The organism is Mycobacterium sp. UNC410CL29Cvi84, assembly GCF_000686745.1.
Lineage (GTDB): Bacteria > Actinomycetota > Actinomycetes > Mycobacteriales > Mycobacteriaceae > Mycobacterium > Mycobacterium mucogenicum_B.
Genome location: NZ_JMLM01000014.1, coordinates 14,613 through 31,671, shown reverse-complemented (window position 1 = coordinate 31,671; position 17,059 = coordinate 14,613). Strand labels below are relative to the sequence as shown.

At 65.2% G+C, this 17,059-nt stretch carries 16 protein-coding genes; 11 read left to right on the top strand and 5 right to left on the bottom strand.

Going from position 1 to position 17,059, the window contains the following annotated elements:
• Positions 1 to 43: 43 nt before the first annotated feature.
• Genes BR47_RS0119895 through glnX form a run of 3 tightly spaced genes read right to left on the bottom strand, consistent with a single transcriptional unit; the run spans position 44 to position 4,604 of the window.
• Positions 44 to 2,326 carry a serine/threonine-protein kinase PknG gene (locus BR47_RS0119895; RefSeq protein ID WP_029120559.1) on the bottom strand — a complete coding sequence of 761 codons (2,283 nt, stop codon included), beginning with the start codon at positions 2,324 to 2,326 and terminating at the stop codon, positions 44 to 46.
• Positions 2,326 to 3,291, bottom strand: a complete 966-nt coding sequence (locus tag BR47_RS0119890) for a glutamate ABC transporter substrate-binding protein (RefSeq protein ID WP_029120558.1) — start codon at positions 3,289 to 3,291, stop codon at positions 2,326 to 2,328. Before BR47_RS0119890 ends, BR47_RS0119895 begins: the two co-directional genes overlap by 1 nt.
• Entirely contained in the window at positions 3,288 to 4,604 is a 1,317-nt protein-coding gene (glnX, locus tag BR47_RS0119885) for a protein kinase G-activating protein GlnX (RefSeq protein WP_029105045.1), read from the bottom strand. The genes BR47_RS0119890 and glnX overlap by 4 nt, the downstream gene beginning before the upstream one ends.
• Before the next feature lie 142 nt (positions 4,605 to 4,746).
• Here glnX and BR47_RS0119880 point away from each other — a divergent pair, with 142 nt between their 5' ends.
• Positions 4,747 to 5,232, top strand: a complete 486-nt coding sequence (locus BR47_RS0119880) for an NUDIX hydrolase (RefSeq protein ID WP_029105044.1) — start codon at positions 4,747 to 4,749, stop codon at positions 5,230 to 5,232.
• Here BR47_RS0119880 and thiE read toward each other — a convergent pair.
• Positions 5,222 to 5,890 (bottom strand): thiamine phosphate synthase, encoded by a 669-nt coding sequence (gene thiE / locus BR47_RS0119875; RefSeq protein WP_029120557.1) that lies wholly within the window; start codon positions 5,888 to 5,890, stop codon positions 5,222 to 5,224. The two genes, BR47_RS0119880 and thiE, sit on opposite strands and share 11 nt — an antisense overlap.
• A 125-nt stretch (positions 5,891 to 6,015) precedes the next feature.
• On the opposite strand from thiE, the gene thiO reads away from it, so the two are divergent.
• From thiO to BR47_RS0119845, 6 genes are read left to right on the top strand one after another with little or no spacing between them, the layout of a single operon-like run.
• Positions 6,016 to 7,038 carry a glycine oxidase ThiO gene (gene thiO, locus BR47_RS0119870; RefSeq protein WP_502685831.1) on the top strand — a complete coding sequence of 341 codons (1,023 nt, stop codon included), beginning with the start codon at positions 6,016 to 6,018 and terminating at the stop codon, positions 7,036 to 7,038.
• Positions 7,032 to 7,229 (top strand): sulfur carrier protein ThiS, encoded by a 198-nt coding sequence (gene thiS / locus BR47_RS0119865; RefSeq protein WP_020100644.1) that lies wholly within the window; start codon positions 7,032 to 7,034, stop codon positions 7,227 to 7,229. The genes thiO and thiS overlap by 7 nt, the downstream gene beginning before the upstream one ends.
• A gap of 22 nt (positions 7,230 to 7,251) precedes the next feature.
• Positions 7,252 to 7,995 carry a thiazole synthase gene (locus BR47_RS0119860; protein WP_263863807.1) on the top strand — a complete coding sequence of 248 codons (744 nt, stop codon included), beginning with the start codon at positions 7,252 to 7,254 and terminating at the stop codon, positions 7,993 to 7,995.
• On the top strand, positions 7,992 to 8,762 hold the full coding sequence (locus tag BR47_RS0119855) for an SGNH/GDSL hydrolase family protein (RefSeq protein ID WP_029120555.1): 771 nt from the start codon (positions 7,992 to 7,994) through the stop codon (positions 8,760 to 8,762). The genes BR47_RS0119860 and BR47_RS0119855 overlap by 4 nt, the downstream gene beginning before the upstream one ends.
• Before the next feature lie 34 nt (positions 8,763 to 8,796).
• Positions 8,797 to 9,705 carry an ABC transporter ATP-binding protein gene (locus BR47_RS0119850; RefSeq protein ID WP_029120554.1) on the top strand — a complete coding sequence of 303 codons (909 nt, stop codon included), beginning with the start codon at positions 8,797 to 8,799 and terminating at the stop codon, positions 9,703 to 9,705.
• A complete protein-coding gene (locus BR47_RS0119845; RefSeq protein ID WP_029120553.1) occupies positions 9,702 to 10,445 on the top strand; it encodes an ABC transporter permease in 744 nt (247 codons plus the stop codon). The genes BR47_RS0119850 and BR47_RS0119845 overlap by 4 nt, the downstream gene beginning before the upstream one ends.
• Before the next feature lie 1,682 nt (positions 10,446 to 12,127).
• Here the strand turns inward: BR47_RS0119845 and BR47_RS34055 are convergent.
• The gene (locus BR47_RS34055; RefSeq protein ID WP_286154348.1) at positions 12,128 to 12,256 is read right to left on the bottom strand and encodes a hypothetical protein; all 129 of its coding nucleotides are present in this window, start codon (positions 12,254 to 12,256) and stop codon (positions 12,128 to 12,130) included.
• A 156-nt stretch (positions 12,257 to 12,412) separates the two neighbouring features.
• On the opposite strand from BR47_RS34055, the gene BR47_RS0119825 reads away from it, so the two are divergent.
• The 4 genes from BR47_RS0119825 to BR47_RS0119810 all read left to right on the top strand — a co-directional run bounded on the left by BR47_RS0119825 (position 12,413) and on the right by BR47_RS0119810 (position 17,053).
• The gene (locus tag BR47_RS0119825) at positions 12,413 to 12,964 is read left to right on the top strand and encodes a hypothetical protein (RefSeq protein ID WP_020100637.1); all 552 of its coding nucleotides are present in this window, start codon (positions 12,413 to 12,415) and stop codon (positions 12,962 to 12,964) included.
• The gene (locus BR47_RS0119820) at positions 12,961 to 14,094 is read left to right on the top strand and encodes an HTTM domain-containing protein (RefSeq protein WP_029120552.1); all 1,134 of its coding nucleotides are present in this window, start codon (positions 12,961 to 12,963) and stop codon (positions 14,092 to 14,094) included. The genes BR47_RS0119825 and BR47_RS0119820 overlap by 4 nt, the downstream gene beginning before the upstream one ends.
• Positions 14,095 to 14,902: 808 nt before the next feature.
• The gene (locus BR47_RS0119815; RefSeq protein ID WP_029120551.1) at positions 14,903 to 15,742 is read left to right on the top strand and encodes a glycosyltransferase family 2 protein; all 840 of its coding nucleotides are present in this window, start codon (positions 14,903 to 14,905) and stop codon (positions 15,740 to 15,742) included.
• Positions 15,743 to 16,018: 276 nt separating this feature from the next.
• Positions 16,019 to 17,053 (top strand): SGNH hydrolase domain-containing protein, encoded by a 1,035-nt coding sequence (locus BR47_RS0119810; RefSeq protein ID WP_141772276.1) that lies wholly within the window; start codon positions 16,019 to 16,021, stop codon positions 17,051 to 17,053.
• Positions 17,054 to 17,059 lie beyond the last annotated feature (6 nt).

Genomic DNA, 17,059 nt, shown 5'->3' with positions numbered 1-17,059 from the left:
AGACGGCACCCGCGCGGCGACACGCCGCCGCGCCGCTCGCACGCTAGAACGTACTGATCGGCCGCACGTTGTTGGCCAGGTCCACGAGTGCGTAGCGGTGCGCCTTGGTCGGCGCCACGCGGGCCAGCCCGCGCAGGGAGGCCTCCACGCCGAGCCGGAGACCGTGCTCGGTGAACGGGAAACCGAGGATGTGATTGGTGCTGGCGGTGTGGTCGGCCAGCCAGTCCAGAGCCGTGCCGAGGACCAGCGTCCGGATCTGCAGCACGCGCGGTTCGGTTTCCGGCAACGCCTCCACTCGCCGTGCGGCATCACGGATTTGGCGTTCGGTGATCTCGGCGGTGGTCGGCGCCGACAGCAGCGTGACGGCGCTGGTCAGTCGTGCCGTGGTGAAATGCCGTGAGGTGGCCGGAACTTCGTCGAGGGTGTGCACCGCGGCCTCGCGGTCTCCGGCCAGCGCCTGTACCCGGGCCTGGCCGAAACCGGCTGAGATGATGCCGTTGTCGGTGTTCCACACCGTCTGATAGAAGGCCCGCTCGGCCTCCGATCCGGACAGTTCGGCGGTGGCCGCCAACGCCACCTTCGGCGCCAGTTCGCCCGGCAGCGTGTTGAGTACCTCGGTGAAATCCTTTGTCGCGGACTCGTAGTTGCCGGTCAACAGTTCGCCCACCGCGCGGAACCACACCAGCCGCCAGTGCCAGCCGATCCGGTCGGCCAGGTTCTCCAGCTTCCGGTTGGCCTTGGCCACATCGCCGAGGTCGAGCAGTGCGCGCACCTCCATCAGGGGCAGCTCGACAGACGTGGACAGGTCCACACCTTCCGAATCGAGGGACCCCTCGCGGGCTGCGCGCAGCGAATCCAGGGTTTGCACCGGCTGGCTCAGCAGACTGGCCGACAGCACGGCCGCACCGACGTCGGCCGGGTCGACCAGGGGCACCTGCAGCGCGCGGACGATCTCTGGCGCCGTGATCTTCTCTGTGTGTGGCTGCCCGTCGATGTACACGTCGGTGTGGGCCACCAGCATGTTGACCCCGAATGTCGACCGGGACGGGCTGAACACCGACGACAGCCCCGGCCGCGGCGTCCCGGTGTCCTGGGCGACGACCTCGCGCAGCACGCCGAGCAGCTGCCCGGACATCTCCTCGGCGCTGCCGAACCGCCGGCGTGGGTCCGGGTCGATCGCGCGGCGCAACAACCGGGCGAACGAATCGTATTGGAGCAGAATCGGATCGTCCTCGGGCAGCCCGTCGACGTAGCGGCCTTTGTCGGTCTTGAGGTTCAGCGTCAGGGCTGCGAGGGTGCGGCCGACGGTGTAGATGTCGGTGACGACCGTCGGCCCGGTGCGGACGATCTCCGGCGCCTGGTAACCCGGTGTGCCGTAGAGGAATCCGAACGAGTTGATGCGCGACACCGCGCCGAGGTCGATGAGCTTGAGTTGCTCCTCGGTGAGCATGATGTTCTCGGGTTTGAGGTCGTTGTAGACGAGCCCGACCGAATGCAGGTAGCCCAGTGCCGGCAGGATCTCCAGCATGTACGCAATGGCCTGTGCCACCGGCAGTTTGGCGCCTTTGGATGGCTTCAGTGAGGTGCCGCCGACGTACTCCATCACGATGTAGCCCACCGGGTCACCGTGCTTGTCGGCGTGCTCGACGAAGTTGAAGATCTTCACGATCGCCGGATGGGTGACCTCGGCCAGGAACTGTCGCTCGGCCATGGCGATGGCCTGCGCCTCGGCGTCACCGGAATGCACCAGGCCTTTCAGCACCACCGGTCGGTTGTTGACGTTGGTGTCCAGCGCCAGGTAGATCCAGCCCAGTCCACCGTGGGCGATGCAGCCCTTGACCTCGTACTGGTCGGCCACCATGGTGCCCGGACTCAGTTGCGGCAGAAACGAATACGCGGCGCCGCAGTGCGGGCAGGAGCCTTCCGACTGGCCGGGTTCGCCGTTCTCGGAGCGGCCGACCGGCTTGCCGCAGGACCAACAGAACCGTTTGGCCTCGGCCACCACGGGATCGGTCATCAACGCGGCGAGCGGATCCTGGTCCACCACCCGCGGCACCTCGACCAGACCGCCGCCCAGGCGCCGGACGGGGGAGACCCGGGTGGTCGCGGTGACGACGCTGGTCGCTCCCGAATCCCGTTGAGAGGGCACGGATCGCGCCTCCACCGGAATGCTGATCGAGTCGTCGAACAGTGGCCGGAACACCGCTTGCGTGCCCATCGGCCGCATCGTGGCCAGCGAATCCCACGTCACCTCGACGGCCTGGGTGCCCGGGTCGGTGTCGGGGCCCGAATCCACCGGGCCTGTCGTCGCTTCGCTTTCGGACATCAGTCGCTGTACCTCGGTACGGGCGGGTTCGGCGTCGAGCCCAGCACGGTCAACCACTTGCGGTACAAAGTGTTCCACGTGCCGTCGCGGCGAATCCGCTCCAACGTCCCGTTGACGAACCGCACCAGCCCGGTGTTGTTGAGGTTGATGCCGATGCCGTAGGGCTCCTCGGCCATGTTGGGGCCGACGATGTGCAGGTACGGGTCCTGCGCCACCAGGCCGGCCAGGATCGCGTCATCGGTCGACACGGCGTCGGCCTGCCGCTGCTGCAACGCCACCAGGCAGTCCGCCCAGGTCACCGCTTCCACGAGGACCGGCGGCGGGGTGATGCGCTGCAGGCGTGCCTTCGAGGTGGTGGCCTTCACGACGCACACCCGCTTGCCCGGCAGATCCGTGGCTCGGCGGATGTCGGAGGTGCGGGTGGTGAGGATCCGTTGTTTGGCCGAGAAGTACTCGGCCGAGAAGTTGACGAGCTTGCGCCGGTCGCAGGTGATGCTCATGGTCTTCACCACGATGTCGACGAGGTTGTGCTGCAGCGCCGAGATCCGGTCGTTGTCCGACAGGATCCGGTACTCGACCTGGGACGGGGTGCCGAAGATGTCGCGGGCCACCTCACCGGCGATGTCGACGTCGAATCCGGTGATCTGTCCGGTGATCGGGTCACGGAACGTGAACAGATTGCTGCCGATGTCGAGGCCGACGATCAGCCGGCCGCGCTCCTTGATGTTGGTGACGGCCGCCGCGGCGGCCTCGGGCGTCGGGAACGGCCGCAGGCTCGCGGTGCAGTCCGACTTGTCCTCCGGGCCCAGGTCCGGAACCGCGGTCTGCACCTCCATGCCCGCGGGTGTCGGCGGCGCGATGGTGATGTTCTGCGGCGCGACGGGCGGTGGGGCCTCGCCGCAGCCGGCGGCCACCAGCACCGCGACCATCGCCAGGACCAACCGGGAACGCATCGTGAAACTCATCGGTATTCACTCAACCTCGGCCACAGCCCGAGCGCCACCGCGAGTGCCGCGGCGAGGCTCAATGCCGCCGCGCCGACCGTCGCGCCGGACAGAGCCTGGCGCCCGTTCAGGATGTCGCTGCGCAGCTGCTTGCGACTTTCGTCGATGGCCTTCGAAAGGGCTTCGTCGAGCTTGTCGAAGGCCGGCGTCGAATCGTCTTCGCTGGTGCCCAGGGCCACTTGGGTGGCGGACTGGTAATTGCCGGTGGAGATGTAGGCGTTGATCCGGTCGTCGGCGGCGCGCCAGCGGCGGATCAGCTGATCGGCGCCCGACAGGTCGTTCTTGCCGATCGCGTCGGGGCGCCGCATGTACTCCGCCAGCCGCCGTTGGAGATCGTCGACGCGGTGGTAGTAGGACTGCTTGCGGACGCTCTCGTCGCCGCGCCGGATCAGCGACAGCGTCTCGTCCGCGCGGGCCTGCTGCGCCGTGATGGCCATGCTCGTCACGGTTTGCAGCGACGCGGCGGCGTTGCGGGCATGCCGGGTGTCCGTGGTCGAGATGATGAGGGTCGCCCCGATCCAGATGATCATGATCAGCACCGCCATGCCGCCGGCGACGAAACCGATGTTGACGCGACGGCGGGTGTGCTGGGCCAGCCACCGGTTCGAGAAGAAGCCGAACATCAGCGTCGCCGCGACCACGAGGATCACCGGCGCGGGCACCTGCGACGAGCCGCTGGTCTCCGAGTTCACGCGCGCCGACGTGTTCTCGTAGAGCCGCTGGGCGTCGGGCAGGATCTGCGTCTGCATCAGCCACGAGGCCTCGGACAGGTACGACGAACCCACCGGGTTGCCCGCACGGTTGTTGGTCCGGGCCGTCTCCACCAGGCCGGTGTAGACCGCCAGCTCGGCATTGATGTGCCCGAGCACTTTCACCATCGGTTCGTCGGTCAGGCCGCTGGACGCGGCGGTGACCGCGACCGCGGCGTCGGTGATGGCCTGCTCGTAGCGCTGCCGGACATCCACCGGCTCCGAACCCGCGATGAAGGCGGTGGCGGCGGCGGCGTCGGCGACCGACAGCGTGGTGTAGAGCTGGCCGGCCGCGAACGCCAGTGGCTCGGTGTGGTCGAGCACCGTGGTCAGGGCCTGCTGGCGGGCGTGGATCGTGGTCGAGGTCGCGAAGGCGCAGGCCAGGACCAGGCTGGCGAGCATCAACCCGATCAGCAGGATGCGGCCGGGCGTGGTCCACATGAACCACCATCGAGTGTGCGCGGGGGTCCCGGGCGTCCGAGACACCACGGGCTCGGTCGAAGGGTGCGCCAACTCCACCGTCACGTGTGCGCCGACCTCAACTTTCCTGACCCGTTGACCCTGCCGAACTCGTTTAATAGAAGTCTAAGAGCTTGCGGCGCGTAGGGGGTGGATTCCCGGTCGGCCCGGTGCCCAAATCTTCCGCGAAGTCCTTATTGTGGGTTTCGTGCAGGGCGACGGTGACGGATGGGTGCTCGCGGCTGACGGCTCCCACTTCTGGGGTCGCCACGGCGCGGCCGGACTTCTGCTGCGGGCGCCGCAGCCGGGTGGCGGAGCGGCGGTGCTGCTGCAGTACCGCGCGCCGTGGAGCCATCAAGGCGGTACCTGGGCACTGCCGGGTGGGGCGCGCGACAGCCACGAGACGGTCGAGGAGGCCGCGGTCCGCGAGGCCTACGAAGAGGCCGGTCTGCTGGCCGAACAGCTGACGGTCAGGACCACCGTCGTCACCGCGATCGCGCTCGGTGAGGTGTGGACCTACACCACGGTGATCGCCGACGCGCCCGAACAACTCGAGACGGTGCCCAACCGGGAGAGCGTCGAGCTGCGGTGGGTCTCCGAGGACGACGTCGCGTCGCTGCCGCTGCATCCCGGATTCGCCGCCAGCTGGGAACAGCTGCGCAGCGTGACGGCGGGTATCCCGCTCAGTTCGTAGGCAGCGCCTGCTTGAGTGCCCGGGCCGCCGCGGCCGGGTCGTCGGCAGCGGTGATCGCCCGGACCACGACGATGCGCCGCGCACCGGCGGCCACCACCTCGGGGACACGCGCAAGGTCGATGCCACCGATGGCGAACCACGGTTTGTCGGTGCCGGTGGCGGCCGCCGCCCGGACCAGATCCAGGCCCGGCGCGGTGCGGCCCGGCTTGGTCGGCGTCGGCCAGCACGGGCCGACGCAGAAGTAGTCGACATCCTCGGTCACCGAGACCGCCAGCTGCTGCTCGTCGTGCGTCGAGCGGCCGAACAACGGATCCGGCCCGACGATCTCGCGGGCCAGCGGCAGCGGCAGATCGTCCTGGCCCAGGTGCAGCACGTCGGCGTGCGCGCCGCGGGCGATGTCGGCCCGGTCGTTCACCGCGAACAGCGCGCCGTGCCGCCGTGCCGCGTCGGCGAGCACCTCGAGCGCTTCCAGCTCCTGCTTGGCCTCGAGCGGGCCGAACTGCGCTTCACCGGCCGAGCCCTTGTCCCGCAACTGGATGATGTCCACGCCACCGGCGAGTGCCGCGTCGGCGAACTCGGCCAGGTCACCACGCTCCCGGCGGGCGTCGGTGCACAGATAGAGGGACGCGGACTGCAGACGCTGGGTGGCTTTAGACACAGCGCGACGGTAACGACTACCGTGGACGCCGCAACACGGGAGTCCCAGGACCGGGGGCTGAGAGTGGGGTCGCCAGCCCTTACCGTCACACCTGATCCGGATCATGCCGGCGAAGGGAGGAAGGGATCGTGCCGTCGAGCATTGCCGTCATTGGAGGCGGCGTCATCGGCCTGGCCGTGGCGCGCCGCGCGGCACTCGACGGCTGGTCCGTGCGCGTGCACCGCGCCGAGGAGCCCGGTGCCTCATGGGTGGCCGGCGGCATGCTCGCGCCGCACTCCGAGGGCTGGCCGGGTGAGCAGGACCAGTTGCAGCTGGGACTGGATTCCCTGGCGCTGTGGCATGACGGCTTTCTCGACGGCCTGCCCGACGACGTGGTGACGGCGCGCGACTCGCTGGTGGTGGCGGTCGACCGGGCGGACGCGAGCGACGTGCGTACCGTCGCCGACTGGCTGGCGGCGCAGGGGCATCCCGTCACGGTGACCACCGCCGCCCGTGACGTCGAACCCCTGCTGGCGCAGGGGATTCGGCACGGCTTCCGGGCGGAGACCGAACTTGCTGTCGACAACCGGCTGGTGGTCGAGGGCCTGATCGCGCACTGCGACCGCCTGGGTGTGCAATGGGCCGGGCCGGTCGCGTCACTGGACGAGACGCGCGACGCCGACATCACCGTGCTGGCCAACGGCATCGACGCCCCGGCACTGTGGCCCGGCCTGCCGGTGCGTCCGGTGAAGGGCGAGATTCTGCGGCTGCGGTGGCGCAAGGGCTGTATGCCGGTGCCGCAGCGGGTGATTCGCGCTCGGGTGCACGGCCGGCAGGTGTATCTGGTGCCCCGTGCGGACGGTGTGGTCGCGGGTGCCACGCAGTACGAGCACGGCCGCGACACCGCGCCTTCGGTCACCGGCGTGCGGGACATTCTTGATGACGCCTGCGCGGTGATACCCGCGCTCGGCGAATACGAACTGGCCGAATGCGCTGCGGGACTGCGGCCGATGACCCCGGACGGCCTGCCGATCGTGGGCTGGCTCGATGACCGCACCCTGGCGGCCACCGGTCACGGGCGCAACGGTTTTCTGCTGTCCGCGTGGACCGCACAACGGGTTTCGGAACTGCTGGCCGGCGATGCGAGAGAGAAGGTGGCACTGTGCTGATCACGGTCAACAACGAGAGCGTGGAGATTCGCGAGGGCACCACGGTAGCCGAATTGATTGGCACACTGGGCTTTCCGGACAAGGGCATCGCCGTCGCCGTCGACTGGACGGTGCTGCCGCGGTCGGAATGGGACGACGTCCTGGCCGAGGGTGCCAAGATCGAGGTCGTGACGGCGGTGCAAGGTGGCTGAGGTCTGTACGTCAGCCGACGTCTTGCGTATCGCCGACCGGGAATTCGCATCCCGGCTCATCATGGGTACCGGCGGTGCGGCGAATCTGTCGATCCTGGAGGAGGCGCTCGTCGCCTCGGGTACCGAGCTGACCACGGTCGCGATGCGGCGCGTCGACGCCGAAACCGGTACCGGTGTACTCGATCTGCTGAACAAGCTCGGCATCGCGGCGTTGCCCAACACCGCCGGTTGTCGCGGTGCGGCCGAAGCGGTACTGACGGCGCAGCTGGCGCGTGAGGCGTTGCAGACCAACTGGGTGAAACTCGAAGTGATCGCCGACGAGCGCACCCTGTTGCCCGACGCCATCGAATTGGTGCGCGCCGCAGAACAATTGGTGGACGACGGCTTCATCGTCCTGCCCTACACCAACGACGACCCGGTGTTGGCGCGGCGACTGGAGGACACCGGCTGCGCCGCGGTGATGCCGTTGGGCGCGCCGATCGGCACCGGGCTGGGTATCTCCAACCCGCACAACATCGAGATGATCGTCGCGGCCGCCGGAGTGCCGGTGGTGCTCGACGCCGGCATCGGCACGGCAAGTGATGCCGCCTTGGCCATGGAACTGGGTTGTGACGCAGTGCTTCTCGCGACCGCGGTGACCCGGGCCGCCGACCCTCCGATGATGGCCGCCGCCATGGCCGCCGCGGTCACCGCGGGCCGGCTGGCGTCGCGGGCCGGTCGCGTGCCCAAGCGGTTCTGGGCACAGGCATCCAGCCCGGCGCTATGACCGCGCGGTACGTCGCCCTCGGTAGTTCGATGGCCGCCGGGCCCGGCATCGCGCCGGGCGCTCCCGGGGCGCCGAAGCGATCCGGCAGGTCGGCGGTCAACTACCCGCACCTGGTCGCCGACCGCCTCGGTTACGACCTTGTCGACGTGACGTTTTCGGGTGCCACCACCGCCCACGTGCTCACCGAACGGCAGTTCGGCGAGCCGCCGCAGGTGGACGCGCTCGACGGATCGGAGTCGCTGATCACCATCACCATCGGCGGCAACGACGCCGGTTATGTGCCGATGCTCGGGGCCGCCTGCCTGCCCCGGTTCCTGCGGTCGGTGCCCCTCATCGGTGCGTTGCTGCGCGGGCAACTCGATGCGACGGCGCGGGACCAGGCCCTCGAAGCCGTGGGTGAGTCGTTGAAAACCGTTGGGCGAGAAGTACGTCGACGTGCACCGCAGGCCCGGGTGCTGTTCGTCGACTACCTGACGCTGCTGCCGCCGGCCGGTGTGCCTGCGCCACCCATCGGTGCGGCCGATGCCGATCTGGGCCGGCACATCGCTGCCCGGCTGGCCGAGCTGACGGCCGTGGCCGCCGCGGACACGGGATGTGAACTGGTGCCGGTCGCCGATGCCAGCCGCGAACACCACGCGTGGTCGGCCGATCCCTGGACCACGGCGTTCCACCTGCCGCTGCCGGGCCGGGTGGCGCCATTACATCCCAATGCCGCGGGTATGCGCGCCGTCGCGCAGATGGTGATCGAACGCGTATCGTGCGCCTGATGGCCGTGCCATCAGGCAAGGGGGTTGTCCGGCGATGATCCAGCTGACGGGATTGACAAAGGTTTTCGGGCGCAAACGTGCCGTCGATGATTTGACCTGTTCCGTCGAGCCCGGTTTCGTCACCGGTTTCCTCGGACCGAACGGCGCCGGCAAGTCCACCACGATGCGCATGATCGTCGGGCTGGACAGACCGACCTCCGGCACCGCGACGGTGCTCGGCAAGACTTATCACGACCTGAAGCATCCGCTGCGCAGCGTCGGTGCCCTGCTCGATGCCCGGCAGGTGCATCCCAACCGCACGGCGCGCGCTCACCTGCGGTGGCTGGCCGCCAGCAACAAGCTGCCGAAGGCCCGCGTCGATGAAGTGCTGAACATCGTCGGATTGACCGATGTCGCGGGTAAACAGGCCGGCACATTCTCGCTCGGGATGTCGCAGCGGTTGGGCATCGCCGTGGCGCTGTTGGGTGATCCCGAAGTGCTGCTGTTCGACGAACCGGTGAACGGGCTGGACCCCGAGGGCATCAGGTGGATTCGGACGCTCATGCGCGACTTGGCATCTGAGGGCCGGACGGTGTTGGTGTCCAGTCATCTGCTGGCCGAGATGGCGAACACCGCGGACCGGCTGCTGGTGATCGGGCGGGGACAGTTGATCAGCTCGAGCACCATGGCGGAGTTCCTGACCAGCTCCGGGAGCGACACCATTCGGGTGCGTAGCCCGCAGCTGGAGCGTCTTCAAGAGTTGCTGACGGCGCAGGACGCGTCGGCGCAATTGGCGGACGGCGTGCTGCTGGTTCGCGGAATCTCGACGGAGCAGGTGGGGGAGTTGGCTGCCGGCCACGGAATCGTGCTGCACGAACTGGCCGCCCAGCAGGCCTCGTTGGAGGAGGCGTACATGCGACTGACCGACGACGCCGTCGACTACCGGGCAGTGGGTGCGCCATGACCATCAACGCCGAACGGATCAAGCTGCAGACCACCCGATCGCCGATCTGGCTCATCCTGACGGTGGTGGTTCTGGGGCTGGGTTTCGCCGCGATCCAGGCGGCCGCGCTGGGTCCCCACGGGGTGCTCAAGCCGGAGCGGGCGGCCATCGGCGTCAGTGTCTTCGGGGTGCCGGTGCTGATGATCCTGTCCGCGATGTCGGTCACCGGTGAATACCGCTCCGGCATGATCCGCACGACGTTCCTGGCCACCCCCAACAGAGCGTGGGCGCTGGCGGCGAAAGCGATTGTGATGGCGGCGCTTTCCGCTGTCGTCACCGCGCTCATGGTGGCGGGTTCGATCGCGTTCGCGGCGTCATTGGTGACCGCCGAGCAGGGGGATGAGTTGTCCTTCGCGAGCACCGAGGTGTGGCGCGCCATCGGTGCGATGTCCCTGTATGCCGTGCTGGGAGCCGTTCTGGCGGTCGGTCTGGGCGGCTTGTTGCGGCACGCCGCGGCGGTGGTCGCGGTGGTGTTGCTGATGCCGTTCGTCGTGGAGCCGGTGCTCGGTGCGCTGCCTCAGGTCGGTGCACGAGTCGGGCCGTGGCTGCCCTTCGGGAACGCGTACACCTTCACGAAGACTCCCTGGTTCCAGACGTTCTCGTTGTGGTGGGGACCCGCCGGCGCGGCCCTCTACTTCGCCGCGGTTGCGGCGGCGGTGTTCTTGCTGGCGCTCGTGGCGGTAACCCGCCGCGATCCGTAGGCAACGGCCGGTTTCAGCAAATTCTCTTTCTTGGTACGGCCCGTATCGGTTCATGGGCAGGGTCTGGGCGTTTGGCGCCTTGGGGCGGGAGGTCTCCCCGGCGCGGCGCGCGGTGGTGCCGGAGCCCGTATTCGAGTAGCCGATTTACGTAACAGCTGACTCCTCCGGGTTAATTTCTCGCGAACGGCAAACATTTACGCAATCAGGTCAATTACTGCCTCTAAATCTGCGGTCTGAGCCGTAGTCCGGGTGGTTCAAGATCGGCTGGGCGTCAGCATTGGCGAAGCTGGGGGATTGCTGAAAATGCTTCTTTGGTGTTATTTAGCCCAAAAAACGGGCCATCTACCTGCTCATATGATGGAAAGTGAGTACAGAACATACTGCTCGTACGTTAATTATCTGTTGCTGTAAATTATTTTTGATTCTCGATCTTGATTAGTCGAGACCGTTGAATTCGACTCTGTTCGTGAGGAATATTCCACCATGGTAGATATCACATTGCTTTCTCAGCGAACGTTGACTATTGGCAAATGCAGGTCCAACATTGGAATTCCGGCGGCATCGGGGCGGCCGGAGAGGAGCCTGATGATGAGTGAAAAAGATTCAACTTCGGCGGGATCCAAGGTGCGGCCGACGTACCCGGTTCGCCGAGCGGGAGCCAGGCTGCTCGCCGGCTCTCTAGCAATCACCGCTGGCGTCTACTGCCAGCTGCCAACCAACGACTACAGAGTGGAGCTTGCATCAGTGGGCTACGGGACGGTCGGCGACCTTCCCTTGGCTCCGAGTACGACGAACGGTCAGTCGTCGTCTTCTAACGGTCAGTCGTCGAGTTCGAATGGTCAGTCGTCTTCGTCGAACGGTCAGTCGTCCAGTTCGACTGGTTCGAGTGGTCAGTCGACTTCGTCGACGAGTACCAATGGTCAGTCGTCGAGTTCGAACGGTCAGTCGTCGTCTTCGAACGGTCAGTCGTCGAGTTCGACTGGTTCGAGTGGTCAGTCGACTTCGTCGACGAGTACCAATGGTCAGTCGTCGTCTTCGAACGGGCAGTCGTCGAGCTCGAACGGTCAGTCGACCACGACCGGCAATACTGGTCAGTCGACGACGAATGGTCAGTCGTCGTCCTCGAATGGTCAGTCGTCCAGCTCGAACGGCCAGTCCTCGTCCTCGAATGGTCAGTCGTCTTCGTCGACTTCGACTGGCAGTACGTCGACGAATGGTCAGTCGTCGTCCTCGAATGGTCAGTCGTCCAGCTCGAACGGCCAGTCCTCGTCCTCGAACGGTCAGTCGTCTTCGTCGACTTCAACTGGCGGTACGTCCTCGAATGGTCAGTCGTCGTCCTCGAACGGCCAGTCCTCGTCGTCGAATGGTCAGTCGTCGAGTTCGAACGGCCAGTCCTCGTCCTCGAACGGTCAGTCGTCGAGTTCGAACGGTCAGTCCTCGTCCTCGAACGGTCAGTCATCGAGTTCGAACGGCCAGTCCTCGTCCTCGAACGGCCAGTCGTCCAGCTCGAATGGTCAGTCATCGAGTTCCAATGGTCAGTCGTCGTCCTCGAACGGCCAGTCGTCCTCCTCGAATGGTCAGTCGTCGAGTTCGAACGGCCAGTCCTCGTCGTCGAACGGCCAGTCGTCGAGTTCCAACGGTCAGTCGTCCAGCTCGAACGGTCAGTCGTCCAGCTCGAACGGTCAGTCGTCGAGTTCGAATGGCAACTCGTCGAACGGCAACTCGTCAACCACCGGCCCGTCGACGACCACGGCGAGTTCGACCACGGCAAGTTCGACCACCGCGAGTTCGACCACGGCAAGTTCAACCACGGGAACCCCTGCGCCTGGGGGCAACTTGTTCAGCTTCCTCTTCAGTCTCCTGCAGAGCATCCTGGACTTCGTGGTGAACGTCGGTAACGGCGTCTTGGGCATCCTGACTGGCGGAAACGTCCAGATCTAGGGTTTGCCGGTTCTACCATGCTGAGAATGTCCCGTTCGCGACGTTTGGCAGAAAAGTCGCTGGGGCGGCACGCCTCCCGCAGGTCCAACCTGCGGGAGGCACTCGCCAGCTTCGGCATCATCATCGTGCTGATGGTGGCGGTGGTCTGGACTATCCCCGCCTCGCCCATCAAGGACGTGATGATGCCGGAGCTGCAGCCGATAGCGCGCTTCACCGGCCTGGACCAGACATGGGGAATGTTCTCCCCGAACCCGCCGCTGTCGGTGCCGGAAGTGGAAACGGCTGTGCTCTACGACAGTGGTGCGCGGCGGGTGTGGAAACTCGAAGGCGACCGGTCACTGGTGGGCCAGTTCTACTGGGACCGGTGGCGCAAGTTCAAAGAAGCATTGATCAATGAGCCGGTTACCCGTCCGGCATATGCGATGTGGGTCGTCCGGAAATTGATGCAGCCGGGGGAGCATCCGGTGGGCGTGACCATCTTTGCCGATAGCCGAAAGCTTCGGCCCCCGGGTTCCAATGCTCCAGAAGAGCATGAGCAGAAGATCTTGTACGACTGGAAGTTTGGGCCCGCGTCATGATCGCTCCGGTGGCAATGTTGCGTGAATCGGGCCGCAGCGCGGTGCAGGGTTGGCGGACCTTCTGGTTCAGTACGGAGCCTGCCTACACGCTGGGGATCATTCGGATTGCCTTCGGCGTCTTGGCTTTCCTGTGGTCACTCGAGCTCGGGATGGACCTGTACGACAAGTTCAGCGTCAACGGCATTGTGCCGCAGCCACCGACGTACGAATTCCTGTGGGGCGTGTTCTACCGCTGGCCGGGCGACACGGCCTTGCTGGCCGGCTGGATCGTGCTGATGGTGGCGTCGCTGGTCATGATCGTCGGCTGGCACACCAAGTTGGCAACCTTCCTGGTGTTTCTGATGATCATGTCGTTCGAGCGCCGCAATCCCTGGATCTTCAACTCGGGAGACGGGTTGATCCGCATCCTGTCACTGTATTTGGCGCTGTCGCCATGCGGTGCGGCGCTGTCGCTGGACCAGCGTCGTCACTTCGGATCCTTCTGGTCCGCGCAGGACATCAAGGTGTGGCCGCTGCGCCTGATGCAGGTGCAGATATCGATCATCTACATCACCACGGTCATCGCGAAGCTCCACGGTGACACGTGGCAGAACGGCAGTGCCGTTTCGTACACGTTGCGACTCGACGACATGCTGCTGCTGCCGAGCCCTGCGTGGGTGTCGACCAGCCCACTGATCGGCAACGCAATGACGTGGGGCACCCTGTTGGTCGAGTTCTCCATCGGTGTTCTTGTATGGAACAAGCGTTGGCGCACAAGAGTTTTGATTGCTGGCGTGTTCCTGCATCTGACCATCCTCCTGACCATGGTCGTGGGATTCTTCTCGCTGGCCATATTCGTGCTGTACCTGTCGTTCGTGCCGTGGGAACGGTCGAAGGCACTGGCGGACGAGGTGCACAGGCGGCTCAGTTCGGCGACGCGACGCGTCCTTCGCCGCAAAGCCGATGCCGGCGCGCCTGAACCTGCTGTCGGTGCCGCGCCGGAGGGCGATGCCGTGTTGCCTACGGAATCGATTGCGGGCGAAGGTAATAACGATGCCTCGTCTGGCGGCCGGCATGCCGCGGCTGACGCTACGGCCGCTCCTGATCGAGTCAACGGCAACGTGGTCCTCCCGGTCCCGCAGCGCGACTGATCGGTCCGCGCGCCTGCCGCAGCCGCAACAGCAGCAAACGTATACAGCCAACCTTTCGGCCAGCTTTCTTGCCGTCGGGATGGTGGCTTGCGGCGCTGGTGACGCGCTGAGCGTCGACCGTATCGCGAAGCCGGCTGTGGTTCGATTTCCGGCTCGTGATTTTTTGAATCCGGGGTAGTCCGAAGGTATGAATTTCTGTGACGCCGCAAATACAGCAAATGCGTAAATAGTTACATACGGGCATCGCGTTGTTGGTTCAGGGGTGGTGCTGGCGCGCCGAATCGGCGTGAGGTGGGTGGTTCTGTGTTGCCTGTCGAAATGCATCCATGTAGTCAATTGGGCAAGAAAAATATGGTCTGACGTGCTCAGATAGATGAATTATCGGCATTCGTTGATGCGTTTTCATCGCCTGTCGGTCGATCTATTCTTCTGGTGAGACAAATTTCTGCCGAATATTTTGCCTGTAATCCGGTGTGATTTTCGCGGCCACTTCGTCCTTCTTTTTCGGTCGTCCTAGTTTTGGCAAACATTGACTTACCTGCATAAAAGGATCACCATAAAGTCACCGACTGCATCGGGGTGGTCGGAAAAAGAGGTCTCATGATGACTGAAATCGACTTCCTCTCATCGCTATTCGATGGGCGTGTGGTGGTCCCGGTCCGTCCTGTGGGTGCGGGGACTGAAACTGCATCTTCAGCTAACTCATGTGGAGTGGGAGTCTCTGCGGTCGGTCGCGCGGTTGTGGACCCGCACGGCCTGATGCACGCACCTCGGAACGTGTTCCCGCGACATCGGTCAGGAGATCTCGATGGATAACGTCAGCTGCATCCGCGACGCATCATCACCCCTCGCGGTTCGGCCGTCGGTTTCGGTCGTCATACCGGCGCTGAACGAAGAGAAGAACCTGCCGCACGTCGCGGCGCGGATGCCGTTCGACGTGGATGAGATCGTCTTCGTGAACGGACGGTCGATGGACAACACTGCCGCGGTGGCGCGTGAATTATGGCCTGGCGCCGTACATATCGATCAAACGCGGACCGGCAAGGGTAATGCGTTGGCGTGCGGGTTTGCCGCTGCGTCCGGCGACATCATCGTGATGCTCGACGCGGACGGCAGCACCGACCCGGCCGAGATTCCGAGCTATGTGGGTGCCTTGATCGCAGGAGCAGACTTCGCGAAGGGTTCGCGTTTCATCCAGGGCGGTGGGAGCGAGGACATCACCCGGTTCCGTCGTCTCGGTAACAAGGCACTCAATGGTCTGGTCAACCTGCTGTTCGGGACCAAGTACACCGACCTGTGCTACGGCTACAACGCATTCTGGCGTCGCTGCTTGGACTCAATGCGGTTGCCCAGTATCGCCGGCCAATGCGCGCAGTGGGGCGACGGTTTCGAGATCGAGACTCTCATCAACGTGCGCGTCGCCGACAGCAAGCTGAACGTGATCGAAGTCTGCAGCCACGAGTACAGCCGAATCCATGGGATCAGCAATCTCAATGCCGTATCTGATGGGTTGCGTGTGCTCAGCACAATCGGCTCGGAATTTCGTAACCGCCGCACCATCCGTAATTCCGTGCCTGCCGGGCATGCGCGATTGCAGGCGGTGCAGCCTCCGGACGCGGGTGATCTCGCCTTCGTCCGTGGTGCGTGAGGACGTCCAAGCGGGCGCAGTCAGCGCCGAGGTCGAGAGCGCATTTTCGCCCACTTCCACCGCTGCTTCCCGGCATCGGTCGAGCGGTACCGGAGGCAGTCACTGCACAAGGCACATTCTGAGCCTGCTCGGTAGTGTTCGTGGCAGGCGCGGTCATGTCCGCAAATGCAGACGCCGCTTTGCGCTGAATTCAAGGCACCCCCAACTCAAGGGAATCTTCGCTTCGGGCTCTGCGGCTGTCAAGATGGTGTGCGTCAGGACAAGTGATGACTACACGTGCATTTGTTGCTGCCCATCCGCATACGGGAGGACGGCGTGAGCAGGTCTGGTGCGGCAGGACGGGGCGGGCCGCTGTGTATCGCCTTCTTCGCCGTGATCATCGCGATTGCCGGCTGCGGTCACCCGGGTGGCAACGGTGAGAAACCTGCGTTGGAGTTCGACAGCGTGCCCGCAACCGAGGCCCAGGTCATCGCAGCGGTGAAAGAGGCGGAGACCTCGAAACACCTTCCGGCGTGGATCACGCCGAACGAACTCGTCAAGTCGGCAGAAGACGACAGCAGTTTGTGGGCGCTGCCTGACTGCAATCCCGACTACGAAGTCAGTTCGCTCACCGATCTCAATCCGTGCACCGTAGGGGCACCGGCGGGCGCACATACGATGGTGGTGATCGGCGACTCGAATGCGTCGATGTGGGCACGTGGGCTGGACTACGTCGGCCGCAGGACGGACTGGCGAATCATCGTGCTGGCCAAGGACAACTGCGGGCCCGCAACCATGACGTACTACCAGTGGCAACTCAAGCGCGACTTGACGGAGTGCAACGCATGGCAGCAGTGGCGGATGGATCAGATCAAGTTGTTGAAACCCGACATGGTGGTGTTATCCGGCTGGTACGACGGTGACAAGGGGATCGCCGGTCCCACAAGAACGTTCACGCCGGAGATGTGGCGGGATGCCCTCGTCACCACCGTCCAGCAGATACCGTCTGACGCCAAAACAGTGTTGCTCGGGGATATTCCGCATATCACTGAACCGGCAGGCGAATGCCTAGCCCAGAATTCCGGCGACATTTCACGGTGTGCGCAGAAGGCGAGCGACGTGGTTCCGGTGTACGCGAATGATGCTCTCAGGGACGCAGCTGCTGCCACGGGCGCCTTGTACGTCGACGTGACCCGTTGGTTCTGTGCACAGACGTGCCCGGCGGTGATCGCGGGCGTTGTCGCGTACGCCGGCATCTACCACACCACACACGACTATGCCCGTTACCTTTCGGGCGTGCTGGAGGGCGCGTTGCGTCCGGCGATGGGGTGACCTGTG